This window comes from Desulfuromonas acetexigens, from assembly GCF_900111775.1.
Taxonomy (GTDB): Bacteria; Desulfobacterota; Desulfuromonadia; order Desulfuromonadales; family Trichloromonadaceae; genus Trichloromonas; species Trichloromonas acetexigens.
On sequence record NZ_FOJJ01000012.1, the window covers coordinates 199085 to 221914 of the forward strand.

The window sequence follows — 22830 nt, forward strand, 5'->3', positions numbered from 1 at the left end:
AAAACGAAAATTCAGTTTAGGCGCGGGGTGTTCTTCCGTCAAGAAAAAAATCAGCTTTCCACAAAGCTCTTAAGGCGTTTGGCCCGGCTCGGATGGCGCAGTTTTCGCAGCGCCTTGGCCTCGATCTGACGGATCCGCTCGCGGGTGACGGCGAAATCCTGGCCGACCTCTTCGAGGGTATGGTCCGACTTCTCACCGATTCCGAAACGCATACGCAGCACCTTCTCTTCACGGGGGGTGAGGGTCGACAAGACGCGGGCAGTCTGGTCGGAAAGGTTCCCCTTGATCACTGCTTCGAGGGGGGAAACCACCCCCTTGTCCTCGATGAAATCCCCCAGCGAAGAGTCCTCTTCCTCGCCGATCGGCGTTTCCAGAGAGATCGGTTCCTTAGCGATCTTCAGCACCCGCCGCACCTTCTCCAGGGGCAGTTCCATGCGCTCAGCGATCTCCTCAGGAATCGGTTCGCGGCCGATTTCTTGGACGAGCTGACGACTGGTGCGGATCAGCTTGTTGATCGTCTCAATCATGTGCACCGGAATACGGATGGTGCGCGCCTGGTCGGCGATGGCCCGGGTGATGGCCTGGCGGATCCACCAGGTGGCGTAGGTGGAGAACTTGTAGCCGCGCTGATATTCGAACTTGTCCACCGCTTTCATCAGGCCGATATTCCCCTCCTGGATCAGGTCGAGGAACTGCAGGCCGCGGTTGGTGTACTTCTTGGCGATGGATACGACCAGGCGCAGGTTGGCTTCGACCAGTTCGGTCTTCGCCGATTTGGCGCGCCACTCCCCCTTGTGGACTTCCTTGAGGGATTCGAGCAGTTCCTCGGGGGCGAAGCCCGATTCTTCTTCGACCCGCTTGAACTTGCGCTGGGCGCTTTTCAGGCGCTTCTCGACTACCAGCAGGGTCTCCATGGGAACGGCCAGTTCCTCCGACACCTTGGTCGCTTCCTCCTCGCTCTTGCGCATGCGCCGCAACTGGCGTTTGATCTCCTTGTGCGGGCGATTCAGCTCCTTTTCGCAGGCGCCGACCTCGGCCATCCCCTTTTTGACCTGATCGGCCAGTTCCTTGAGGCGGTCGACAATTTTGGCGACCTGGAAATCCTTCAGGCGGATCTGCCGCAGGAGCTCGGTCGTTTCGACCTTGATCTCTTTGCATTCCTTGTCGAGGGCCTTCTTCTCTTCCTTCGAGATTTCTCCGGCCATCTGCTCCTTGACCGCCATGAAGCGCACGTCCAGCTCACGGACCTGACCGATCAGCCCGATCAGCCGCTGACGCTGGTTTTCCTCCGCCTCGCTGCCTTCTTCTTCCTCGTAATCCTTGGTGATTTCAGCGACGCTGATCTGCCCCCGCTCAAGGCGCTCACCGAGGGTGATGACTTCCTTGAAGGCGATCGGGGTCTTCATGATGACCCGGGCCACCAGCGCGTCCCCTTCCTCGATCCGCTTGGCGATCTCTACCTCTCCCTCCCGGGTGAGGAGAGAAACCTGCCCCATTTCACGCAGATACATGCGCACCGGATCGCTGGTTCGACCGAGGGTGCCGGCCTCGAATTCCTCTTCCTCCCCTTCCTCTTCTTCGTCGATGTCGCCGTCGAAGGATGCGCCTTTGCGCAGGGAGATTTTCTGCTCGGTGTCGACGACTTCGATATCCATGTCGCCGAACATGCTCATGACATCGTCGAGTTGGTCGGAAGAGACCATGTCCGCCGGCAGGGCGTCATTGACCTCGTCGTAGGTGAGAAAGCCCTTTTCCTTGCCCAGATCAATCAATTGCTGTACTTCTTCAACCCTGGTTTTTTTCGACATGCGCTGTCTTCCCCTCTGGGTTCATGGCTGAACCGGTGGAATCTTTGGGTAAAATTTCAATGGTTATTTTTTTAATTCGCGGCTGAGGCGCAGGCGTTCGGCCTGGCAGGTGGCCGCGCGTTCCGCCTCGCCCTGCTTTTCGGCCTGGCGAATCTCTTCGTCGAGTTCCCGGATACGTCGTTTCAGGGTCTCTTTAAGCACCGTCTGGTGGCAGTCACGCAGGATGCGCCCCCGTTCATCGGCGAAAGATTTTTCGTCCTTGACAAGAATACCCGAAAGAATCGCTTTCTGCTCTTCGTCGAGGCGCTCAAAAATGAGCGATTCGGTCAATATTTCTTCTTCCTTACCGCGGGCGATGATCTCTTCGGCGATTTTTTGACGGTCAGGGTCGAGAAAAAGTTCTCCGACCCCTTCGGCGGAGACTTCCGCGCGGGCGCCGGCGTCATCCATCATCAACCGCAGCAGCCATTCCTGGGCCTTGATTTCCCGGGATGGACCGGTCGGGACCCGGCGCGGCGGCGTGGCGGGTTGCCGGGGCGTGGGGGGCGCAACAGGAGCGCTTGGCGCGACCGGCAGGGAAAGTTTTTTTTCAAGCAAATCCTGGGCCAGGCCGGTGCGCTGCGCCAGATTCCGCAGATAAAGACCGCGTTCGATCTCGCTCGGCACCAGCTTGAGCCGCGCCAGGAACTCCTCGGTCGCTCGCGCTCGCCCCTCGATGCCGTCCCCCTGCTCGTCGAGCAACGCGTCGAGATAGACTTCCAACACCGGTCGCGCCTGGTTGAGTCGCTCGGTGAAGGCGTTGGGGCCGGCTTTGACCAGGAAGGAGTCGGGATCCTCCCCGGCGTCGAGAGGCACCACCGCGACTGAAAGGCCGAGGGGGAGGAGCACCTCCATGGCGCGGAAAGTCGCTTTGCGACCGGCCTGGTCCTGGTCGAAGAGGAGCAGCACCTTCTTGGCGTAGCGTTGCAGCAGGCGGCCGTGCTCTTCGGTGAGGGCCGTGCCGCAGGTCGCTGCCGCGTTGGCGAAACCGGCCCGATACAGAGCGAGATGGTCGAAGTAGCCCTCGACCACAATCGCCGTGTCGTTTTTGCGCATCGCCTCGCGCCCCTGGGCCAGGCCGTAGAGCATCCGCCCCTTATGGTAGAGGGGGGATTCGGGCGAATTCAGATACTTGGGCAGGCGGTCGTCGAGGACCCGGCCGCCGAAGGCTGCGACCTTGCCGCCAAGGTCGATGATCGGAAAAAGCAGGCGGTTGCGAAAGAGGTCGTAATCCCCCCGCCCTTCTTTCCCCGGCCGGATCAGCCCCAGCTCCCGCGCTTCCTTGGCGTCGAAACCCTTGCGTGTCAGATGTTCGACCAAGCCGTCCCAGCGTTCCGGAGCGAAACCAAGGCGGAAGGTCCGCGCCATCTCGCCGTCGTACCCCCGTTTGCGCAGATACTGGCGTCCCGCCGCCCCTTCCGGTCCGTCGAGCAGGATCTGGTGATAATAGTCGCAGGCGACCTCGTTGATCCGTGCCAGCCGTTCCCGTTCCTCGCGGCGCCGGAGTTCGGCCGGGCTGACGGCCTCTTCCTCGATGCGGATGCCGACCCGTTCGCCGAGTTTCCGCACCACCTCGGGGAAGGCCAGCCCTTCCATGCGCATGAGAAAGGAAAAAACGTCGCCCCCCACGCCGCAACCAAAGCAGTGAAAGATCTGCTTGGCACTGTTGACGTTGAAGGACGGGGTTTTTTCCCCATGAAAAGGGCAGAGTCCGAGGTGATTGTGCCCGGAGCGCTTGAGCGTGACATAGGAGGAAACGACCTCGACAATATCGATGTGCTCGCGGATTTCCCGGATGGTTTCTTCGGCGATGTGTCCCGTCATCCGGTCCTCAGTTCGACGATGGTCACATTATCCCCGCCCTGGGGGAGATCGGCGGCATGGAAGGCCCTGACTTCCCGATGCCCGCCGAGAAAGTCCCGTACCGCCCGACGCAGGATGCCTTCGCCGCTACCGTGCACGACCTCGACCTGGCGCTGGTGATGAAGCAGGGCGTCGTCAAGAAAGCGGTCGAGCAAAAGCAGGGCATCCTCGACCCGCTTGCCAACCAGCAGCAATCGGGGGGAAAAGCCTTCCCGCTCGATGCGACCGCGGATTTTGCCTTCTCCCCGCAGGGCAAAACGCCGGGGGCTGAAACTTTCGAGCTGGGCCAGGGGCAGGCGCAGCTTCTTCCCCTGGATCGACAGTTCGACGGTCTCGCCGTCGCGGCGCAGCACTTCCCCTTCGGTGTTCAGGGCGGGGATGCGCAGCAGTTCGCCGATTTGCACCTCACGAGGGGCTTGGCCCCGGCGCGCCGGTTCCGGGCGCAACTCGGTCAGCCCTTCACCAATTTCACGCAGTTCAGCGGTCAGCCGCGCCTGACTCCGGGCATCGACGGTGGCGGTCCCGGCCTCGCGCAGCACTTCCTTGAGTTTCTGCTGCGCCTCCCGCACCAGTTGCTCGCCGCGTCGGGTTGCCTGATCGAGGAGCTTGCGCTTCTGCTCCTCCAGTTCGTGCAGCAGCTTGCGGCGCTTTTCCCGCTCCTGTTCGGCCCGCCTTTTCAGCGTCGTCGCCTCGGCCAGTTCCCGGTCGAGATCCTTACGCAGCCGGTTCAGCTCTTCGAGGAGCTCCAACCCCTCCCGTTCCCCCTGGCCGAGATAGGTTCCGGCGCGCTCCAGCACCTCTTCGGGGATGCCGAGGCGGCGGGCGATGGTGAAGGCGTTGCTGGCGCCGGGGATGCCGTAGTGCAGCCGGTAGGTCGGCGCCAGGGTCTGGCGGTCGAACTCGACGGCGGCATTTTCGACTCCGGCTTGCAGATGAGCATAGCCCTTGACCAGATTCAGGTGGGTGGTCACCACCGTCCGCGCCCCGCGTCGACGCAGGCTGTCGAGGATCGCCATGGCCAGCGCTCCACCTTCGGCGGGGTCGGTGCCGGTGCCGACTTCATCCATCAGCACCAGGGAGTTGCCGTCGGCCTCTTCGAGAATGCGACCGATGCGACGCAGGTGGCCGGAGAAGGTCGAGAGATTTTCTTCAATGCTCTGCTCGTCGCCGATGTCGGCAAAGACCTGGTCGAAGAGCCCGATGCGGCTGTCGGGATGACAGGGGATCGGCAGTCCCGAGCGGACCATCAGGGCGAGCAGACCGATGGTTTTCAGCGCCACCGTCTTGCCGCCGGTGTTGGGGCCGCTGATGACCAGGGTGTCGGCCGCTTCGCCGAGGAGCAGGTCGACCGCGGTCACCGGCTGTTCGCGTTTGCGCCCGTCGGGATGAAAGAGCAGCAGCGGATGCTTCGCCTGGCGCAGTTCCAACAGGGGCGTCGCCGCCAGGCGCGGCGCCACGGCGTCGCTGGCGCGGGCGAAGAGCCCGGCGGCCGAGCGCAGATCGAAGTGGGCCAGAAGTTCCTGATTCCGTGCCAGACTTTCCGCCTGCCGTCGAACCTGATCGGAGAGGCGACGGAGAATGCGCTCTTCCTCGCGTTTCTCTTCCCGCGCCAGGCTGTGCAGTTCGTTGTTCCACTCCAGCACCGACACCGGCTCGACGAAGAGGGTCTGGCCGCTGGCCGACTCGTCGTGGATGAAGCCCTTGACCTGGCCGCGATGATCGGCCCGCACCGGCAGCACGTAGCGGCCGTTGCGCTCGGTAATGAGGCGTTCCTGAAAGGCTCCGGCCAGCTTCTCCGAAGCGAGCAGGTCTTCCAGCACCCGCTTGATGCGCCCGCGCAGCTGGCGGAGCTGTTGGCGCAGGTCGCCGAGTTCGAAGGAGGCGCCGTCGAGGATCTCCCCGCGCGGGCCGATGCTCCGGCGGATTTCCCGCTGAAGTTCCCGCTGGGGTTCGAGCAGGGCAGCTCGTTCGGCGAGCAGGGGCGCCCTCTCCCGTTCACCAAAATAGTTGCGGGTGTCGCGGGCCGCTTCGATGCTGGAAAGGACATCGAGCAGCACTTCCGGGAGCAGGAAGGTCCCTTCGGCGTGCAGTTGGCGCAGGGACGGGAGCAGGTCGCGGCAACCGCTCAGGGGCGGGCGTCCTTGCCCTGCGAGGAGCGCCGTCATCTCCGTGACCTCGGCCAGGGCCGTCGCCACCTCGTCCCGCTCCGCCAGAGGGGCCAGGGCGAGGACGCGATCCTTGCCCGGCGCGCTCAGGGTGAACCCGGCCAGCAGTTGGGCGATTTTATCGTATTCAAGAACCCGCAGGCTCGCTTCAATCATGCGCTTGCCGGCATCCATCTCAGATTTTGGTCTTTTCCTTTGGCTTGGGGGGCGATCCCTGATGCGTGTCCAGGGCCTTGACGCTCCCCTGGAAGACCGTTCGACCGAGTTGGACGAAGGGCGGGGCCAGTTCGGAATGGTCCAGCAGGCGGCCCAGGGGACCGGGGAGCTGGATCAGGGAAACGCCGAAAAGGACGACCGCCAGCAGCAAGCCCCCCTGAGCCAGCCCGAACACGCCCCCGGCGACGCGGTTGAAGCCGCCGAGAAAGAGCAGCTTAACGACCTTCGACAGCAGGTAGCCGATGACTGCGAAGGCCAGTGTCGTCGCCAGAAAGACCAGGAGAAAGGCAGCGATGTTGCAGGCCGGCAGGGGCAAGTTGAAGGATTGAGCGAGGCTTTCGGCCATCGGCGCGTAAAAGCGGAAAGCCAGAAAGGCCCCGAGCAGCAGGCCGATGAGGGAACAGAGTTCCTTGAGCAGGCCGCGCAACAGACCCTTGAGCAGAAAGGCTCCGAGGGTGCCGAGAATCGCGATGTCGATGCCGTTCATGCCGCCGTCCGTCAGGCCAACCGGGCCTTGACCAGTTCGCTCACCATGCGGCCATCGGCGCGACCGACGGTCTTGGCGCTGACGATCTTCATCACCTTGCCCATATCGCGAGCCGAAGCCGCGCCGGTTTCCGCCACCGCCGCCTCGATGATGGTTTTAATCTCTTCTTCGCTGAGTTGCTGCGGCAGAAACTCCTGGATCACCGCCAGTTCCTGTTCTTCCTTCTCGGCGAGATCGGCCCGGTTGCTTTCCCGGTAGACCTGGCCCGACTCCCGGCGCTGTTTGACCAGGGTCGAGAGCACCCCGATCACCGCCTGATCGTCGAACTCCTGCCGGGCCTCGATCTCCTTATTCTTGATCGCGGTCTTGACCAGGCGGATGGCATTGAGACGCAGAGAATTCTTGGCCCTCATGGCCTCTTTCATGGCGGTGTTCAGTCGTTCTTGCAGACTCATGGTCGGTTCCTTTTTTAAGTTCGAATCGGCCTCGCGCCTGCTCCTTGCAGTCGCTAGAACACGCAGAGGACACAGAGAAAGGCCAAGGTTTTTGTTTTTTTATTCCTCTGCGCTCTCTGTGAGCTCAAGTGAACGCAGCGAACGGGCGAGAGGCGCCTCTGATTTTATTTGTTCCGGTTTTCCTTCTCCTCGATGCCGCTCAGGCCGAAGCGGCGGCGCAATTCGGCGTAGACCCGCTCCGGCGGAAGGTCGTAGTAGCCGAGGAGGATCAGGGTGTGGAAGAAAAGGTCGGCGGCTTCGTAGACGACCTCCTCGGGGTTGCCCCCCTTGCCGGCGACGGCGGTCTCGGTGGCTTCCTCGCCAATTTTGCCGAGAATCTTGTCCAGGCCCTTGGCAAAGAGGGAGGCGACATAGGATTTTTCCGTCGGGTTCTGGCGGCGTTCCTGGATGACGTGATAGACCGCGTCGAGAATGTCCTGACGGCCGTAGATCGCCGCCGCGTCGACCTGCTTCTCGCCGTCGACGCGGGTGTCCCCCTCATCCCAGATCCGGTAAAAACAGGAGTGATGGCCGGTATGACAGGCCGACCCTTCCTGTTCGACGGTGAGCAGCAGGCAGTCGGCGTCGCAGTCGTAGCGGATCTCCCGCACCGTCTGTATATGTCCGGAACTTTCCCCCTTCATCCACAGCTTGCGCCGCGAGCGGGAATAGTAGTGGACCTTGCCGGTGGTGACCGTCAGATCGACCGCCTCGGCATTCATGTAGGCCAGCATCAACACCTCGCCGGTCGCGGCGTCGCGGGCAATGGCGGGGAGCATCCCCTGGGCGTCGAATTTGAGTTGGGCAGAAAGGGACATGGCAATTCCTTAAACCAATCTCGCGCCCGTCGCTTTGCTCACTTGAGCACGCAGAGGACGCGGAGAAAAAACAAAAAAATCCTGGTTCTCTCTGTGTGCTCTGCGAACTCTAGCGACTGCAAGGAGCGGGCGAGAGAAGATTTTGATTATAACCGCACCGGCACGCCGTGCTGGCGGAGATATTCCTTGCACTCGCCGATGCTGTGTTCGCGGAAATGAAAGATGCTGGCGGCCAGGGCCGCGCTCGCCCCGCCTTCGACCAGACCTTCGCGGATATGTTCGAGGTTGCCGACTCCGCCCGAGGCGATCACCGGGATTTTCACCCGATCGCTGACGGCGCGGGTCAGGGGGATGTCGTAGCCGTCCTTGGTGCCGTCCTTGTCCATGGAGGTGAGCAGGATCTCCCCGGCGCCGTAGCTTTCCATGCGCGCCGCCCATTCGAGCACGTCGATGCCGGTGCCGTTGCGGCCGCCGTGGGTGTAGACCTCCCATCGGCGCGGGTCGGATCCCGCCACTTGCCGGGCATCGATGGCGACGACGATGCACTGGGAGCCGAAGCGCTCGGCGGCTTCGCGGACGAAGTCGGGGCGATGCACGGCGGCGGTATTGATCGACACCTTGTCCGCCCCGGCATTGAGCAGGTTGCGGATATCGGCAATTTCCCGCACCCCGCCGCCGACGGTGAGGGGCATGAAGACCCGCTCGGCGGTGCGCGCCACCACGTCGAGAATGATGCCGCGTTTGTCGCTGGAGGCGGTGATATCGAGGAAGGTCAGTTCGTCGGCGCCTTGGGCGTCGTAGGCCTCGGCGGCCTCCACCGGGTCGCCGGCGTCGCGCAGTTCAACGAACTGCACGCCTTTGACCACGCGGCCGTCCTTAACGTCGAGGCAGGGGATGATGCGTTTGCTCAGCATGATGTCAATGTACCCAAGGTAAGAACGCCGTCCCCGGTTTACAAGGGCGGACGATTATTTGTTGCCTTTGGTCAGCGCCGTAATCGCTTCTCGTGTGTTTCGGGATTGCGACGACAATCAAGGACTGCGTAAATAAAAACGACTTCATCGTCGAGGCGGTAGTAGATCGCGTAAGGAAACCGTCGGGCCAGCAGGCGATGATAACCATTCCAGACCTGGGGATGAACGCCGGCATACAGACGCAACGAGTCGATATCGGAAAAAAGCGCGTCGAGAAAGTAATTGCCCAGACCTTCTCCTTGAGCTTCGTAGAAACGATATCCGCGTTCCAGGTCGCGCCGGGCAGCGGCGGCGATCCGCAACTTCATTTTTTTACCGCCGCGCGGATCGCGTCCTTGGCTTCCTCCCAATCGCCAAACCCATCAACTCCGGCTTGGATTTCAGCTTCGCGCACCATCAGCACTTCGCGATGCCATTCCGGGACCGCGACCGTTGGGGCGTTGCGGCTGAGATCCTCCCACAGCGCTTCCATCGCGGCCAATTTCTCCGCCGTATTCATCCGGTCCAAAGGCAATTGTACGGTCATGGTTGACTCCTTTGGTGAACCTGCCGTTAACGTGTCAGCTGCGCTTGGTCAGCGCCACCGCCGCCTGCAGGTCGAGAGCGCCGCTGTAAATGGCCTTGCCGGTGATGACGCCGACCACGCCGGCATCCTCAATGGCCATGAGGTTTTCGATGTCCTTGAGGCTGGAGACGCCGCCGGAGGCGATGACCGGGATGCGGATCGACTCGGCCAGGGCGCGGGTCGCTTCCAGGTTCGGCCCCTGCATCATGCCGTCGCGGGCGATATCGGTGTAGATGATCGCCTCGACGCCGAAGCCTTCCATCTCCTTGGCCATTTCCGTCGCCTTCTTTTCGGTGACGTCGGCCCAGCCGCGTACGGCGACAAAGCCGTTGCTGGCGTCGATACCGACGACGATGCGACCGGGGAAGAGGCGGCAGGCCTCTTGGACCAGCTCCGGCTTCTCCTTGGCGACGGTGCCGAGGATCACGCGGCCGATACCGAGCTGGAGGTAGGCCTCGATGGTGGCCAGGTCGCGCACGCCGCCGCCGAGTTCGGTGGGGATGTCGATAGCCTGGACGATGTCCTCGATCGCCGCCTTATTGCGCGGCACCCCGGCGAAGGCACCGTCGAGATCGACGATGTGCAGCAGTTCGCCCCCCTGCTCCTGCCAGATGCGGGCTTGGGCGGCGGGGTCGTGCGCATAGACGGTGTCCTTCTCCATCAGCCCCTGCTCAAGACGAACGCAGCGGCCTTCCTTCAAATCGATGGCGGGTATGACAATCATGAAATATCCTTCTGTAGGGGCGAATCTTTGTATTCGCCCAGGCGATGATAAGGATCACCCCAACGATTACATCTCCCCGAAATTCTTTAAAATCCGCAGGCCGACCTGCTGGCTCTTCTCGGGGTGGAACTGGGTGGCCATGACGTTCTCCCGGCGGATCGCCGAGCAAAACTCGATGCCGTAGTCGGTGACGGCGGCGACCACGGTCGGGTCGTCGGGGATCACGTAATAACTGTGCACGAAATAGACCGCGCTGCCGTCGGCCACGCCCCGGAAGAGGGGCGCGTCCTGACGCAGACGAATCTGGTTCCAGCCCATGTGCGGTACCTTGAGTTCCTCGCCGGCCACCCGCAGGTCGCCGGGGAAACGCACCACCTTGCCGGGAATGATCCCCAACCCTTGATGGCGGCCGAATTCCTCGCTCTCGGAAAAGAGCAGTTGCAGGCCGAGGCAGATGCCGAGGAAGGGGCGACCGCTTTCCACATGACGCCGGATCGGTTCGATGAAGCCGCCTTCGCGCAGGTTGTCCATGCAGTCCTTGAAGGCGCCGACGCCGGGCAGGACCAGTTTTTCGGCGTCCCGCAGGTCGGCGGGATCGGCGGTCACTTTCGCCGCGAAGCCGACCCTCTCGAAGCCTTTCTGCACGCTGCGCAGATTGCCCATGCCGTAATCGATGATGGTAATCATGCTATTCGAGCTTCCCCTTGGTGGAGAGCACGCCATCGATGCGGGGATCGAAACTCGTCGCCTCGTCGAGGGCGCGGCCGAAAGCCTTGAAAATGCCCTCGATGATATGGTGCAGATTGTCGCCGTAGGCCAGATTGACGTGGACGTTGGCGCCGGCGTGGTTGCAGAAGGCGACGAAAAACTCCTCGACCAGTTCGGTATCGAAATTGCCGACCTTGGCCTTGGGCATATCGACGTTGAAGACCAGAAACGGCCGTCCGGAAAAGTCGATGATTACCGAGGCCAGCGCCTCGTGCATGGGCATGGTCCCCCGACCGAAACGGCGGATGCCGGCCTTGTTGCCCAGGGCCTGCTTGAAGGCCTCGCCGAGACAGATGCCGAGATCCTCGACGGTGTGATGGGCGTCGATTTCGATGTCCCCTTGGGCCGTGACGGTCAGATCGAAAAAGCCATGGCGGGCGAGCAGGGTCAGCATGTGGTCGAGGAAAGGAACGGGGGTGGCGATGCTCGACTCCCCCCGGCCGTCCAGTTCGAGGGTCAGCTGGATCTGAGTTTCCTTGGTCCGGCGGTCGATGGTGGCGCTGCGGGACATGCGAACCTCCACATTGTTGCAATCGTTGGGGCGGCGTTCGCCCTGGGCGCACATCGGTGCGCCCCTACGGGAAAACGGTTATTTTCCCAGGCGCAAGGAGACCGAGCGGGCGTGGGCCTGCAGGCCTTCGAGTTCGGCGATGTGGACGATTTCTTTGCCGAGCCGCGCAAGTCCCGCCCGGGAGAAGGAGACGATGCTCGATTTCTTGACAAAATCGTCCAGCGACAAGGGCGAGAAGAAACGCGCCGTACCCCCCGTTGGCAGGGTATGGTTCGGCCCGGCGAGGTAGTCGCCGGCCGCTTCCGGGGTATGGTGCCCCATGAAGATCGCCCCGGCGTGGCGGATGCGGGGGAGGATCTCGAAGGGATTGTCCACCGCCAGCTCCAGATGCTCGGGGGCGATGCGGTTGGAAAAGTCGATCGCCTCGTCGAGATTCTGCGCCAGGATGATCGCCCCGTAGCGGTCGATGGACTGGCGGGCGATGCTTTCCCTCGACAGCTGCCGCAGTTGCTTTTCGACCTCGTCGGCGACCTGCTTGGCGAAGTCTTCGTCGGTGGTAATAAGGATCGACGAAGCCAGTTCGTCGTGCTCGGCCTGGCCGAGCAGGTCGGCGGCGAGATGGGCGGGAACGCCGCTGCCGTCGTTGATGATCAGGATTTCGCTCGGTCCGGCGATCATGTCGATATCGACCTTGCCGAAGACCAGCTGTTTCGCCGTGGCGACGTAGATATTCCCCGGGCCGGTGATCTTGTCGACCTTGGGGATGCTCGCGGTGCCGTAAGCCAAAGCCGCCACCGCCTGGGCGCCGCCGATCTTGAAGACGCGGTCGACCCCGGCGATGCGGGCCGCCGCCAGGACGAAGGGATTGACCTCGCCGCCGGGCATCGGCACGACCATGACGACCTCGGCGACTCCCGCCACTTTCGCGGGGACGGCGTTCATCAGCACCGACGACGGGTAGGCGGCTTTGCCGCCGGGGACATAGATGCCGACCCGATCCAGGGGCCGTACCATCTGGCCGAGAAGGACATCGGCTTCGTCGGTGGAGATCCAGGTCTCCTGCTTCTGCTTGCGGTGGTAGTCGGCGATGCGTTTCGCCGCCAGTTCCAGGGCGGCGCGGGAGTCGGTGGGGATGGACGCCAGGGCCCGGTCGAGCTCCTCGGCCTGGACTTCCACCGTCGCGGCGCTGAGCTCGAGCCGGTCGAAGCGGAGGGTATAGTCGAAGACCGCCTGATTCCCCCGGGCGCGGACATCGGCGATGATCGCCTGTACCGTCTCGACCACGCCGGCCGGCGCCGTCTCCCCCCGTTCCTCGATCTTGCGAAAGGCGTCGGCAAAGCCGGGATCGGAAAAACGCAATGTCTGAATCATGGGTAAAGTCCAGATGAAAGAAATAGGCTAAAGGCTGAAGGCGAACCGTTTTATTTCGACAAGCGCACTTCGTCGCCGATGATCTGTTCCAGATCTTCGATGATTTTGGTGATGCGCTGGTGCTTGGTCTTGAGGCTGGCCCGGTTGACGATCAGGCGGGTGGTGATTTCGGCGATGGTCTCGACCTCGACCATGCCGTTTTCCCGCAGGGTGACGCCGGTGGAAACCAGGTCGACGATGCGCTCGGAAAGGCCGACCAGAGGCGCCAGTTCGATGGAACCGTAGAGTTTGATCAGTTCGACCTGAATCCCCTTGGCGGCGAAATAGCGCTCGGTGACGTTGGGGTATTTGGTCGCCACCCGGATGTTCGACCAGTTGGCCGGGTCATCCTCCTTGCGCAGCGCCTTGGGCTCGGCCACCACCATCCGGCAATAGCCGAATTTGAGGTCGAGGGGTTCGTAGAGATCCTTGCCCTGTTCCATCAGGGTATCCTTGCCGACCACGCCGATGTCGGCGCAGCCGTATTCCACGTAGGTCGGTACGTCGGTGGCCCGCACCGCCATGAAGCGGAATTTGCTCTCCGGATTCTCGAAAACGAGCTTGCGGCTCTCCTTCTCCATTTCCGGGCAGGTGATGCCGATCCTGGCGAAAAGCTCCATCGAGTCCTGCATGATCCGCCCTTTGGGCAGGGCGAAGGTAATGTAATCGCTCATTTGTGCAATTCCTTGTAGGGGCGCAGCATGCTGCGCCCAGAATGCCTGGTTCAGGGCGTAGCATGCTGCGCCCCTACGATTATTCCTTGACCCGCTCGATATCCGCACCCAGACCCTTGAGCTTCTCTTCGATGCGCTCGTAGCCCCGGTCGAGGTGATAGATGCGGGAGATTTCCGTGGTGTTGTCGGCGGCCAGCCCGGCCAGCACCAGCGAGGCGCTGGCCCGCAGATCGGTGGCCATGACCGGCGCGCCGGAGAGCCGGCGGACCCCCTTGACCGTCGCCGTATTTCCCTCGATGAGGATATCGGCGCCGAAGCGGAGCAGTTCGGCCACGTGCATGAAGCGGTTCTCGAAAATGTTTTCGCTGATGACGCTGGCCCCGTCGGCCAGGCACATCAGGGCCATGAACTGGGCCTGCATGTCGGTGGGAAAGCCGGGGTAGGGGCGGGTCTTGATGTTGACCGGCCGGATCCGCTCCGGGCCGCGCACCTGCACCGCGTTGTCGCGGCTGAAGACCTCGACGCCGGCGTCCTGCAGCTTGAAGGCCAGGGCGTCGAGATGTTCCAGGCGCATGTCGCGGATGCGCACGTCTCCCCCGGTGATCGCCGCGGCGATCATAAAGGTGCCGGCCTCGATGCGGTCCGGCATGACCCGGTGACTCATCGGCGCGAGTTGCTCCACACCGAGAACGCGGATGGTATCGGTTCCGGCCCCCTCGATCTTGGCGCCCATGCCGTTGAGCACTTCCGCCAGTTCGGCGATCTCCGGTTCGCGGGCGGCGTTCTCCAGAACCGTTTCGCCCTTGGCCAGCGCCGCAGTCATCAGCAGATGCTCGGTGCCGCCGACCGTGGAAAGGTCGAAATGGATGCGCGCCCCGCGCAGGGTCTTGGCCTCGGCTTCGACATAGCCGTGGGAGAGGCGGATATCCGCCCCCATCGCCGCCAGCCCCTTGAGGTGCTGGTCGATCGGCCGGGCGCCGATGGCACAGCCACCGGGAAGGGAAACCCGCGAGCGGCCGAAACGGGCGAGCAAGGGCCCGAGAACCAGGACCGAGGCGCGCATCGTCTTGACCAGATCATAAGTCGCTTCGACCTGATCGAGGCCGGACGTATCGACCCAAATCGTACCGCTGCGTCCCTCCACTCGGGCTCCGAGGGTTTCGAGCAGGTGGATGCTGGTGTTGATGTCGCGCAGTCCCGGAACGTTGCGGATTTCATGCCGCCCGGAGGCAAGGATGGTGGTGAAGAGGATCGGCAGCGCGGCATTTTTCGAGCCGCTTACCGCTACCTCTCCGGTCAGTCTGCGTCCCCCCTTGATGATCAGTTTGTCCAAGATAAATCCCTTTTATTGATTTGACGTAGGGGCAAGGCATGCTGTGCCCTGGGCGACGTGGGCGTCTTCCCTACGATTTCCGACCACCGACCACCCGGGGGATCCCGGCGTAATCGTCGCGCAGATAACAGTCGTCCAGTCCCGCTTCGGCAAAAAGTCGTTGCACCGCTTCGGCCTGACCGATACCGACCTCGACCAGCAGCCAGCCGCCGGGGACGAGCAGGCTGGCTGCGGCCGTTGCCAGTGTCCGGTAGGCGGCCAGGCCGTCGGCATCGCCGCCGCGCAGGGCGAGGTGAGGTTCGTGATCCCGCACTTCGGGCATCAGTTCGTCCATATCCGTCGCCGGGATGTAAGGCGGATTGGCGACCACCAGATCGTAAGGCCCACCTTGTAGCTGGTAAAGGTCAGCCCGGCGGAAGTGTATGCGTTCGGTCACCCCGTTCCGCCCGGAGTTTTCCTCGGCCAGGACCAGGGCCGCCGGGGAAATATCCACCGCTTCGACCCGGGCCTCGGGCAGTTCATGGGCCAGGGCGATGGCAATAGCGCCGCTGCCGGTGCCGACGTCGAGGATGCCGACGGCCCCTGTCACTTTCTTCAATGCCTCTTCCACCAGCACTTCGGTGTCGGCCCGGGGAATCAATACCTCGGGCGTGACCCGCAGGGGCAGGGACCAGAACTCGGTCTCGCCGAGAATATACTGAAGCGGCTCCCGTTGGGCGCGCCGCGCCACCAGCCGGCGGTAGGCCGCCAGTTCGTCGGCGGAAAGGGGGCGGTCAAAATGGAGATAGAGCCCGACCCGATCAAGCCCAAGGGTGTCCGCAAGGAGCACCTCGGCGTCGCGGCGGCCGCTCTCGATCCCCTTCTCCCGGAAGTAGTCGGCGGTCCAGCGCAGAACCTTGAGGACCGTCCAGGTTTCGGCCAAATCTAGTTCTCCCGCCCGCTCATGGTTTCCGCCTGGCTGTGGGTGGTCAGGGCGTCGATGACCTCGTCCAGATCCCCCTGCATGATGGCGTCGAGCTTGTAGAGGGTCAGGCCGATGCGGTGGTCGGTGCAGCGCCCCTGGGGGAAATTATAGGTACGGATGCGCTCGCTGCGGTCGCCGCTGCCGACCTGGCTCTTGCGGTCGGCGGCTTGAGCGGCCTGCTGTTCGGCGACCCGGGCATCGAGAATCTTCGACTGCAAGACCTTCATCGCCTTGGCCTTGTTCTTGTGCTGGGACTTTTCGTCCTGGCAGGAGACGACCACGCCCGTCGGCAGGTGGGTGATGCGTACCGCCGATTCGGTTTTGTTGACGTGCTGCCCCCCGGCGCCGGAGGCGCGGTAGACATCGATGCGCAGGTCGGTGGGGTTGATGTCGACGTCAACGTCGTCGGCCTCGGGCAGTACGGCCACGGTGCAGGCCGAGGTGTGGATCCGCCCCTGCGCCTCGGTTTCGGGGACCCGCTGCACTCGATGGGTGCCGCTCTCGAACTTGAGCCGCGAGTAGACCCGGTCGCCGCTGATCAGGGCGATGATTTCCTTGACGCCCCCGGCTTCCGATTCGGTGGAGCTCATGATCTCCACCCGCCAGCGGCGCACTTCGGCGTAGCGGCTGTACATGCGGAAGAGGTCGCCGGCAAAGAGGGCCGCCTCGTCGCCGCCGGTGCCGGCGCGGACTTCGAGGATGATATTCCTGCCGTCGTTGGGGTCCTTGGGCAACAGCAGTATCTTGAGCTGTTGGGCCAGTTCCTCCTTGCGCGCTTCGAGGTCAGGGAGTTCGGCCTTGGCCATGGCACGCAGTTCGTCGTCATTCTCCTTGAGCAGTTCGCGGTTGCCTTCGATCTCCTCACAGACTTTGCAGTACTGACCATAGGCTTCGACCACCTCGGCAAGATCGGCGTGCTCCTTGGTCAGAGCCCGGAACTTCTCCTGGTTGGCCATCAGCGTGGGGTCGGACATCAACCCTTCGATCTCACGAAACCGGTCAACGACTTCTTCGAGTTTGGTAAACATAGACGATTACTATTCCGGTAGGGGTAGATTCACAACTCGCCCTGGGCGCGGCAAGCTGCGCCCCTACGATAAATTCTGGAATTCCCGGCGGACCGCCGTGGCCGCGCCGCAGGTCATGGCGCCTTCCGGACAGGCGCCGCGCAGACAGCCGGGGCCGGCATCGACGAAGAGCGCCGGCGCCGCCCGCCGCGCCGCGAGCAACATCTCCACGGCCAGGGCGCGGATCTCCCACTGCGCCCGGCGACAGCAGCGCAGACTGAAAAAATGCAGCAGTTCCCGGGCGTTCATGGTCATGACCAGTTTCGTTTCGGCGGCGTTGGGGAGCACGAAGCGGGCATCCTCGGCGGGAATGCCGGCGTCGAGCAGCTCGCCATAGACGCGCTGCGCTTCATCGAGCAGTCCCTGAAAACGCTTTGCCAGCTCGGGCTGCTCGGCGATCGTCGCGGGAATGACGGCCTCCAGGCGGTCCTTGAGGGAGACGTAGCGCTGGCTCTGCTGGGAGTAGGAGGCGATGCGGTGGCGAACCAGCTGGTGGGAGCAGGCGCGGCTGATCCCCTCGATGCCGAAGGTGAAGGCGACATGCTCCAGGACGGAGAGGTGCCCCAGGGAGAGGATCTTGGCGAGGAAGGTCTCGCGCTCTTTCGGGCCCTGCTCCAGCAAACGGTCAATGGTGGATGCGGAATAGCAGAGCCGGGCGGCGGCGGCCACCACCTTTTCGGGTTCGGGGGTGTGAGTCAGCAACTGAACCAGCAATGCCATGGGGCGCGACAACCTTTGATTTGCGACGGCAAAACACAGAAACCCGCACGCACCCACATAGATGCGGCGGGCACAGCGGATGGCCACGGACGCGGAACATCAAAAAAAGAGACGGCCCCGAGGGCCGTCTGGGGACTTTATTTATCCTGGCTGTATTTCTTGCGGAAGCGCTCGATGCGGCCGGCGGTGTCGATAAGCTTCTGTTTGCCGGTGAAGAAGGGGTGGCACTGAGAGCAGATCTCGGTGACGATCTCCCCACCCTTCTTGGTCGAGCGGGTTTCAAAGGTAGTGCCGCAATGACACTTGACCGTGACGGTTTCGTATTTGGGGTGGATGCCTTCTTTCATGAATCGTCTCCTTGGCGCCTGGCTTAGTACAGGCGGGAAAAGCTTGGGGTCGTAAAGCGAAGATTGTTTATTTAGCACCGTCGGTGCCGGATTGCAAGCTTTTTGTGGCCTTCATGTCCCCGGGATGGGGATGAAAAGGCTACTGGTTCATGGAGTCGAGGAATTCCTGGTTGCTCTTGGTTTCGCCGAGCTTTTCCAAAATAAATTCCATGCTATCCACCACATTCATAGAGGTCAGCACCTTGCGCAGCAGCCAGGTGCGCTGGAGGCTGGTGCGGTCAACCAGCAGTTCCTCGCGGCGGGTGCCCGACTTGTTGATGTCGATGGCCGGGAAGGTGCGTTTGTCGACCAGGCGCCGGTCGAGAACCAGTTCCATGTTGCCGGTCCCTTTGAATTCCTCGAAAATGACCTCATCCATCTTGCTGCCGGTATCGACCAGGGCGGTGGCGATGATGGTCAAGCTACCCCCCTCCTCGATATTGCGGGCGGCACCGAAGAAGCGCTTCGGTTTGTGCAGGGCGTTGGAGTCGACACCACCGGAAAGGATCTTGCCGGACGGGGGAACGACCGTATTGTAGGCGCGGGCCAGGCGGGTGATGGAATCAAGGAGGATAACGACGTCGCGTTTATGTTCGACCAGGCGTTTGGCCTTCTCGATGACCATCTCCGCCACCTGGACGTGGCGGGTCGCCGGTTCGTCGAAGGTCGAGGAGATGACTTCCCCCTGGACGCTGCGCTGCATGTCGGTGACTTCCTCCGGACGCTCGTCGATGAGGAGAACGATCAGGTAGACTTCCGGATGATTGGTGGTGATGGAGTTGGCGATGTTCTGCAAGAGCATCGTCTTGCCGGTGCGCGGCGGCGCCACGATCAGGCCGCGCTGCCCCTTGCCGATGGGGGTGGCAAGGTCGACGACGCGCATCGGCAGGTTTTCCGTCGTCGTTTCCAGCCGCAAGCGCTCTTCCGGGTAGAGCGGAGTCAGGTTGTCGAAGAGGGTCTTTTCCCGGGCGACCGCCGGATTTTCAAAATTGACCTCGGAAACCTTGAGCAGGGCGAAGTAGCGCTCCCCCTCCTTGGGCGGGCGGATCTGCCCCGAAACCGTGTCGCCGGTGCGCAGGTTGAAGCGGCGGATCTGCGAGGGGGAGACGTAGATGTCGTCGGGGCCCGGCAGGTAGTTGGCATCCGGCGCCCGTAAAAAGCCGAAACCGTCGGGGAGAATTTCCAGCACCCCCTCGCCGAAGATGGCGCCGTTCTTTTCCGCCGTGGCATTGAGAATGGCGAAGATCAGGTCCTGCTTCCGCATCCCCGCCGCGCCTTCGATCTTCAGATCCTTGGCGATGCCGGCCACTTCCGTGGCTTTTTTCTCTTTCAGTTCCTTCAGGTTCATGGGGGTCTCCTCGGAGGGCTCCGTCAGATGGCCGTCCACCGTGCGAGCCGCTTGTCGGAAGGGCTCGGAATGGAAGGGTGACGACCCTGGCGGAATACGGCAGGTCGATCTTCAGGGGCAGGTATTAATGGAAGCATGTTTTCAGGAGTGGACGGTAGGATGTGCCTTTGTCGTCCGGCGCATGCCGGATATGTCGAAAACTAGGGGGTTGTCGGCGCGGCACTAAAAAACGATAAGGTTCCGCGTCAAAGGGCAACCGATGGCAAGGTCTGACTTTATATAGGAAGCTTTGCGAATAGATTTGCTAGGCCGCGCAGCGGGAGGGATGAAAAAGCTGCTGGAACTATTTACAACCATTGGGTGGAGGCTGTCAATACGTTTGTTCCAGGAAAGGTCCGTTTCCATGGAAGAAACGGACCTTTCCCGGGAAACATGGTGGAATCGGACTACTACTGGGGCTGGTTGCGCAGGGGGTTGATCATCCCCGGATTGAGTTCGGAAGCCAGTTGGTCAAAGAGATTCTGGTAGGGGAGCGGACCGGAGGCGCGGCTGAACAGACTGTTGGAGCGTTCCGCCAGGGTGCGTTCCAGTCCGGCCAGGGAGATATGGCGGATCTTGACCTCTTCGGTTTTGTTGTAATGGGCTTCATCGAAGTCCGGATACTGCAGCGGCAGGAAACTCTCCCCCGGCTTGCCGTGGTATTCCCAGAGCACCTGTCCGTCCGCCGTCAGGACCATGGCGCTGGCGAGAATGACATTGTAATTGGCGCGCAGAAAGGTCAGCTTGGTGCGATCCCAACGTTTCTCGTCGCGGTCGACGCCGTTGAAGATCACCACCAGAATGGCATCGACCACATTCTTTTCCACCAGCGGGGTGATTTCCGCGGCATTGAAAACATAGCCGATGTGCTGCTCGTCCCCCCGGCCCCGAGGATTCTGGCCGATGACCAGGCGGTTGAAAATATCCTGGGGGTTGCCGGGAATCGCCCGAACATCGAAATACTGTTTGCCTTCTTTGAGAATGTCGATCAGCAGGTCGCGGGTCGAGCTGTTGTACTGGTGCAGCAGGCCGATCAGCGCCTCGCGCTCCGGGTGGCTGATGGTCGAGGACTCGTCGACCATCAGCGGCAGAACTCCCAGGGTTTGGACCTTCTCCCGGTATTCGGCCTTCGGCACGGTAAAGGATTTTCCGCCGCAGCCGATCAGCAGCGCCGCAACCATTCCGATCAGCAACCATCTTGGCATCGTTCTTCCTCCTAATTAGGTTATTCGATTTACGTTCGCCCCGGGATGCTAGCGTGGGCGGGTGTCCCGGCAGAAGAGGTAGCCCAGCCAGGCCAGGGACAGCCCCAGGGTGGGGAAGGCGAAGGCGCGGTGGAAATCCCCCCCCTGGTCCCGCATGATATATCCCATCACCTGTTGGGTCAACGCCGCGCCGATCACCACGAAAAAATTTATTGAGGTCATGGCCGTCGCCGCCAGGGGGCCGGGGAAGAGTTCCTTGGTCTGGGCGTAGAGAATCGGGCCGGTCGAAACGCACAGGCCAAAGAGGAAAAAGACGTAAGGGAGGAGGGCCTCCGGAAACCGGGCCAGGGGGCCGAGGAAGAGGCTCAACAGCGCCAGCAGGCCCAGTTGCCCGGCCAGCAGCACCTTCTTGCGCGAGGCGAGCAGGCGGTCGGAGAGTCGCCCGGCGAGAGGGCAGCCGATAATGAAGCCGACGGCGGTGAAAAGGAGCAGACGGGCGGCCTCACTTGGGGTCTGCCCGAGTTCCCGGATCAGATAGGGCGCGCCCCACAGCCCCTGCACCGCCATGTAGCCGCCGTACCAGAAGAAAGCGAGCAGGCCCAGCAGCCAGAAAGAGGGGGTGCGTACCAGGGTTCCCCAGCCGGCGAGGAGCGGTGCGCGGACGGTAGCGCCGCTTGGGTCGGGGGTGTCACGAACGATGACCAGTACCGCCAGAGCGAAACAGGTCGTCAAGAAGGCGACCGCCATGAAGGTCGAACGCCAGCCGAAGTTGGAAGCGGCCCAGGAAAGAGGGGAGGTCGCCAGCAGGTTGCCAAAATTGCCGAGGGCGATCTGCGCTCCGGCAAGGGTAGCGAACTGGCGCGGTTCGAACCAGGCGGTGTAGGTTTTCAGCGAACCCATCAGCACGCAGGCGGTCCCCAGGCCGATCAGGGCCCGACCGGCCAGCGCTCCGGCATAGCCCTGGGCTCCCGCCAGCAGGACGGCGCCGATAGCGGTGATCAGCCCGAGGGTGAAGATCACGCGCCGGGGACCGTAGCGGTCGAGGATGGGGCCGAGGGGCAGCTGGGTGAAGGCGAAGGCGTAGAAAAGGGCCGAGGAGACATTGCCGAGCTGTTCGGTGGTGAGGCCGAGATCCTGTTGCAGATCCTGGGCGATGACCGCCGCCGAGACCCGGTAGAAGTAAGCAACGACGTAAAATCCCGCCAGGATAGCGAAAATCTGCCATTTGCGCGAAGGTGAGGGGCTGTCCGGGGTCAAGAGGGCCATGTCGGCACTTTATCCGAAAGGGGCCGAGATTCTTTTGGAACCAGGCGCAGATCGAAGTACGCCACCCCCCAGCGCAACACTTCCGCAGCGGGCGCCTGTTCCAGTTCCGCCGGGACGGGTTGGCCGAGAAAGCGTAGGGCCGAAGCGATCAGTGGCCCCCCTCTTTCTGGTTGAACGGCGACGGCGCCGTGGCGTTTACAGATCTTTTTGCCATCGGTGGCCAGGGCCAGGGGCAGGTGGATGTACTCAGGGTGAGGGAAGCCGAGACATTCCTGCAGGTAGATCTGTCGCGGCGTCGAGGTCAGCAGGTCCTGGCCGCGTACCACCTGGGTCACACCACTGTCGGCATCATCCACCACCACTGCCAACTGGTAGGCGAAGAGTCCGTCGGCGCGACGAACGACGAAATCACCCACCTCCTCAGCCAGATGTTGGGACTGTCGGCCGCGCACGCCATCGAACAGCGTCACGGACCGGGCTGGCACTCGCAGTCGCCAGGCGCGGGGCCGGCGACCGGGGGGCAGCCCCGCACGGCAGAGGCCGGGATAGATCGGGCCTTCCTCGCCGGGATGGGGTGCGCTGGCCAGGATTTCCTTGCGGGAGCAGGCGCAGCCATAAATCAGGCCTTTGTTCTCCAACAACGCGAGAGCCTCGGCGTAGCGGGCCGACCGCCGACTTTGGTAGAGGATTTCGCCGTCCCAGTGTAGAGCCAGGGCGTCTAGGGTATGCAGGATGGTGTCGGCAGCGCCGGGCACCACCCGCGGGATATCCAGGTCTTCAATGCGCAACAGCCAGAGTCCCCCCGCCTGGCGGGCCAGGCAGTAGCTGCCGACGGCGGTCAGAAGCGAGCCGAAGTGAAGGGGGCCGGTGGGGCTCGGCGCGAAGCGGCCAACGGAAGTCGTGGAAGGTGGGGTAGGGGGCATGGCGCGGATCCGTCATTCTTTCGAAGATGGGGGGATCATGCCCGACCAATCCCGGACTGTCAA

General features: G+C 62.7%; 23 protein-coding genes. All 23 read right to left on the minus strand.

What is annotated here, in order from left to right; genetic code table 11:
• Nucleotides 1–50: 50 nt before the first annotated feature.
• The 23 genes from rpoD to gluQRS all read right to left on the minus strand — a co-directional run bounded on the left by rpoD (nt 51) and on the right by gluQRS (nt 22767).
• Entirely contained in the window at nt 51–1808 is a 1758-nt protein-coding gene (gene rpoD / locus BQ4888_RS07495) for an RNA polymerase sigma factor RpoD (RefSeq protein WP_092055872.1), read from the minus strand.
• A gap of 63 nt (nt 1809–1871) precedes the next feature.
• Nucleotides 1872–3671 (minus strand): DNA primase, encoded by a 1800-nt coding sequence (gene dnaG / locus BQ4888_RS07500; RefSeq protein WP_092055876.1) that lies wholly within the window; start codon nt 3669–3671, stop codon nt 1872–1874.
• Nucleotides 3668–6031 (minus strand): endonuclease MutS2, encoded by a 2364-nt coding sequence (locus BQ4888_RS07505; protein WP_092056389.1) that lies wholly within the window; start codon nt 6029–6031, stop codon nt 3668–3670. The genes dnaG and BQ4888_RS07505 overlap by 4 nt, the downstream gene beginning before the upstream one ends.
• Nucleotides 6032–6050: 19 nt before the next feature.
• On the minus strand, nt 6051–6578 hold the full coding sequence (locus BQ4888_RS07510; protein ID WP_092055879.1) for a CvpA family protein: 528 nt from the start codon (nt 6576–6578) through the stop codon (nt 6051–6053).
• Nucleotides 6579–6589: 11 nt separating this feature from the next.
• Nucleotides 6590–7033: a GatB/YqeY domain-containing protein gene (locus BQ4888_RS07515; RefSeq protein ID WP_092055883.1), complete on the minus strand. Its 444-nt coding sequence runs from the start codon at nt 7031–7033 to the stop codon at nt 6590–6592.
• A gap of 164 nt (nt 7034–7197) precedes the next feature.
• Complete coding sequence (gene hisIE, locus BQ4888_RS07520; RefSeq protein WP_092055886.1) at nt 7198–7890, minus strand: bifunctional phosphoribosyl-AMP cyclohydrolase/phosphoribosyl-ATP diphosphatase HisIE; 693 nt, start codon at nt 7888–7890, stop codon at nt 7198–7200.
• 146 nt (nt 7891–8036) lie between these two features.
• Nucleotides 8037–8804: an imidazole glycerol phosphate synthase subunit HisF gene (gene hisF / locus BQ4888_RS07525; RefSeq protein ID WP_092055888.1), complete on the minus strand. Its 768-nt coding sequence runs from the start codon at nt 8802–8804 to the stop codon at nt 8037–8039.
• 71 nt (nt 8805–8875) lie between these two features.
• Nucleotides 8876–9172: a type II toxin-antitoxin system RelE/ParE family toxin gene (locus BQ4888_RS07530; RefSeq protein ID WP_092055891.1), complete on the minus strand. Its 297-nt coding sequence runs from the start codon at nt 9170–9172 to the stop codon at nt 8876–8878.
• On the minus strand, nt 9169–9390 hold the full coding sequence (locus BQ4888_RS07535; RefSeq protein ID WP_092055894.1) for an addiction module protein: 222 nt from the start codon (nt 9388–9390) through the stop codon (nt 9169–9171). The genes BQ4888_RS07530 and BQ4888_RS07535 overlap by 4 nt, the downstream gene beginning before the upstream one ends.
• 34 nt (nt 9391–9424) lie before the next feature.
• On the minus strand, nt 9425–10153 hold the full coding sequence (gene hisA, locus BQ4888_RS07540) for a 1-(5-phosphoribosyl)-5-[(5-phosphoribosylamino)methylideneamino]imidazole-4-carboxamide isomerase (protein WP_092055898.1): 729 nt from the start codon (nt 10151–10153) through the stop codon (nt 9425–9427).
• Nucleotides 10154–10219: 66 nt separating this feature from the next.
• Nucleotides 10220–10840: an imidazole glycerol phosphate synthase subunit HisH gene (gene hisH / locus BQ4888_RS07545; protein ID WP_092055903.1), complete on the minus strand. Its 621-nt coding sequence runs from the start codon at nt 10838–10840 to the stop codon at nt 10220–10222.
• 1 nt (nt 10841) lies between these two features.
• Nucleotides 10842–11432, minus strand: a complete 591-nt coding sequence (gene hisB / locus BQ4888_RS07550) for an imidazoleglycerol-phosphate dehydratase HisB (protein WP_092056391.1) — start codon at nt 11430–11432, stop codon at nt 10842–10844.
• Between the two features lie 78 nt (nt 11433–11510).
• Complete coding sequence (hisD, locus tag BQ4888_RS07555; RefSeq protein WP_092055907.1) at nt 11511–12803, minus strand: histidinol dehydrogenase; 1293 nt, start codon at nt 12801–12803, stop codon at nt 11511–11513.
• 50 nt (nt 12804–12853) lie between these two features.
• Nucleotides 12854–13516 (minus strand): ATP phosphoribosyltransferase, encoded by a 663-nt coding sequence (gene hisG, locus BQ4888_RS07560; RefSeq protein WP_092055910.1) that lies wholly within the window; start codon nt 13514–13516, stop codon nt 12854–12856.
• 79 nt (nt 13517–13595) lie between these two features.
• Nucleotides 13596–14849 carry a UDP-N-acetylglucosamine 1-carboxyvinyltransferase gene (murA, locus tag BQ4888_RS07565; protein ID WP_092055913.1) on the minus strand — a complete coding sequence of 418 codons (1254 nt, stop codon included), beginning with the start codon at nt 14847–14849 and terminating at the stop codon, nt 13596–13598.
• A 70-nt stretch (nt 14850–14919) separates the two neighbouring features.
• Nucleotides 14920–15771, minus strand: coding sequence for a peptide chain release factor N(5)-glutamine methyltransferase (prmC, locus tag BQ4888_RS07570; protein ID WP_092055915.1), 852 nt, complete (start codon nt 15769–15771; stop codon nt 14920–14922).
• A 2-nt stretch (nt 15772–15773) separates the two neighbouring features.
• Nucleotides 15774–16841, minus strand: coding sequence for a peptide chain release factor 1 (gene prfA / locus BQ4888_RS07575; protein WP_092055918.1), 1068 nt, complete (start codon nt 16839–16841; stop codon nt 15774–15776).
• Nucleotides 16842–16904: 63 nt separating this feature from the next.
• Entirely contained in the window at nt 16905–17594 is a 690-nt protein-coding gene (gene thyX / locus BQ4888_RS07580; protein ID WP_092056392.1) for an FAD-dependent thymidylate synthase, read from the minus strand.
• 143 nt (nt 17595–17737) lie between these two features.
• Nucleotides 17738–17947: a 50S ribosomal protein L31 gene (gene rpmE / locus BQ4888_RS07585; RefSeq protein ID WP_092055922.1), complete on the minus strand. Its 210-nt coding sequence runs from the start codon at nt 17945–17947 to the stop codon at nt 17738–17740.
• A 139-nt stretch (nt 17948–18086) separates the two neighbouring features.
• A complete protein-coding gene (rho, locus tag BQ4888_RS07590) occupies nt 18087–19334 on the minus strand; it encodes a transcription termination factor Rho (protein ID WP_092055925.1) in 1248 nt (415 codons plus the stop codon).
• A gap of 449 nt (nt 19335–19783) precedes the next feature.
• Complete coding sequence (locus BQ4888_RS07595; protein WP_140396615.1) at nt 19784–20578, minus strand: hypothetical protein; 795 nt, start codon at nt 20576–20578, stop codon at nt 19784–19786.
• A gap of 48 nt (nt 20579–20626) precedes the next feature.
• A complete protein-coding gene (locus BQ4888_RS07600; protein WP_092055930.1) occupies nt 20627–21844 on the minus strand; it encodes an MFS transporter in 1218 nt (405 codons plus the stop codon).
• Nucleotides 21832–22767 carry a tRNA glutamyl-Q(34) synthetase GluQRS gene (gluQRS, locus tag BQ4888_RS07605; protein WP_092055934.1) on the minus strand — a complete coding sequence of 312 codons (936 nt, stop codon included), beginning with the start codon at nt 22765–22767 and terminating at the stop codon, nt 21832–21834. Before gluQRS ends, BQ4888_RS07600 begins: the two co-directional genes overlap by 13 nt.
• Between the last annotated feature and the right edge of the window lie 63 nt (nt 22768–22830).

Coding starts and splice junctions, on each gene's coding strand:
- rpoD (WP_092055872.1), bottom strand. CDS start 1,808: ATGTCGAAAAAAACCAGGGTTGAAGAAGTACAGCAATTGATTGATCTG.
- dnaG (WP_092055876.1), bottom strand. CDS start 3,671: ATGACGGGACACATCGCCGAAGAAACCATCCGGGAAATCCGCGAGCAC.
- BQ4888_RS07505 (WP_092056389.1), bottom strand. CDS start 6,031: ATGATTGAAGCGAGCCTGCGGGTTCTTGAATACGATAAAATCGCCCAA.
- BQ4888_RS07510 (WP_092055879.1), bottom strand. CDS start 6,578: ATGAACGGCATCGACATCGCGATTCTCGGCACCCTCGGAGCCTTTCTG.
- BQ4888_RS07515 (WP_092055883.1), bottom strand. CDS start 7,033: ATGAGTCTGCAAGAACGACTGAACACCGCCATGAAAGAGGCCATGAGG.
- hisIE (WP_092055886.1), bottom strand. CDS start 7,890: ATGTCCCTTTCTGCCCAACTCAAATTCGACGCCCAGGGGATGCTCCCC.
- hisF (WP_092055888.1), bottom strand. CDS start 8,804: ATGCTGAGCAAACGCATCATCCCCTGCCTCGACGTTAAGGACGGCCGC.
- BQ4888_RS07530 (WP_092055891.1), bottom strand. CDS start 9,172: ATGAAGTTGCGGATCGCCGCCGCTGCCCGGCGCGACCTGGAACGCGGA.
- BQ4888_RS07535 (WP_092055894.1), bottom strand. CDS start 9,390: ATGACCGTACAATTGCCTTTGGACCGGATGAATACGGCGGAGAAATTG.
- hisA (WP_092055898.1), bottom strand. CDS start 10,153: ATGATTGTCATACCCGCCATCGATTTGAAGGAAGGCCGCTGCGTTCGT.
- hisH (WP_092055903.1), bottom strand. CDS start 10,840: ATGATTACCATCATCGATTACGGCATGGGCAATCTGCGCAGCGTGCAG.
- hisB (WP_092056391.1), bottom strand. CDS start 11,432: ATGTCCCGCAGCGCCACCATCGACCGCCGGACCAAGGAAACTCAGATC.
- hisD (WP_092055907.1), bottom strand. CDS start 12,803: ATGATTCAGACATTGCGTTTTTCCGATCCCGGCTTTGCCGACGCCTTT.
- hisG (WP_092055910.1), bottom strand. CDS start 13,516: ATGAGCGATTACATTACCTTCGCCCTGCCCAAAGGGCGGATCATGCAG.
- prfA (WP_092055918.1), bottom strand. CDS start 16,841: ATGTTTACCAAACTCGAAGAAGTCGTTGACCGGTTTCGTGAGATCGAA.
- rpmE (WP_092055922.1), bottom strand. CDS start 17,947: ATGAAAGAAGGCATCCACCCCAAATACGAAACCGTCACGGTCAAGTGT.
- rho (WP_092055925.1), bottom strand. CDS start 19,334: ATGAACCTGAAGGAACTGAAAGAGAAAAAAGCCACGGAAGTGGCCGGC.
- BQ4888_RS07595 (WP_140396615.1), bottom strand. CDS start 20,578: ATGCCAAGATGGTTGCTGATCGGAATGGTTGCGGCGCTGCTGATCGGC.
- BQ4888_RS07600 (WP_092055930.1), bottom strand. CDS start 21,844: ATGGCCCTCTTGACCCCGGACAGCCCCTCACCTTCGCGCAAATGGCAG.
- gluQRS (WP_092055934.1), bottom strand. CDS start 22,767: ATGCCCCCTACCCCACCTTCCACGACTTCCGTTGGCCGCTTCGCGCCG.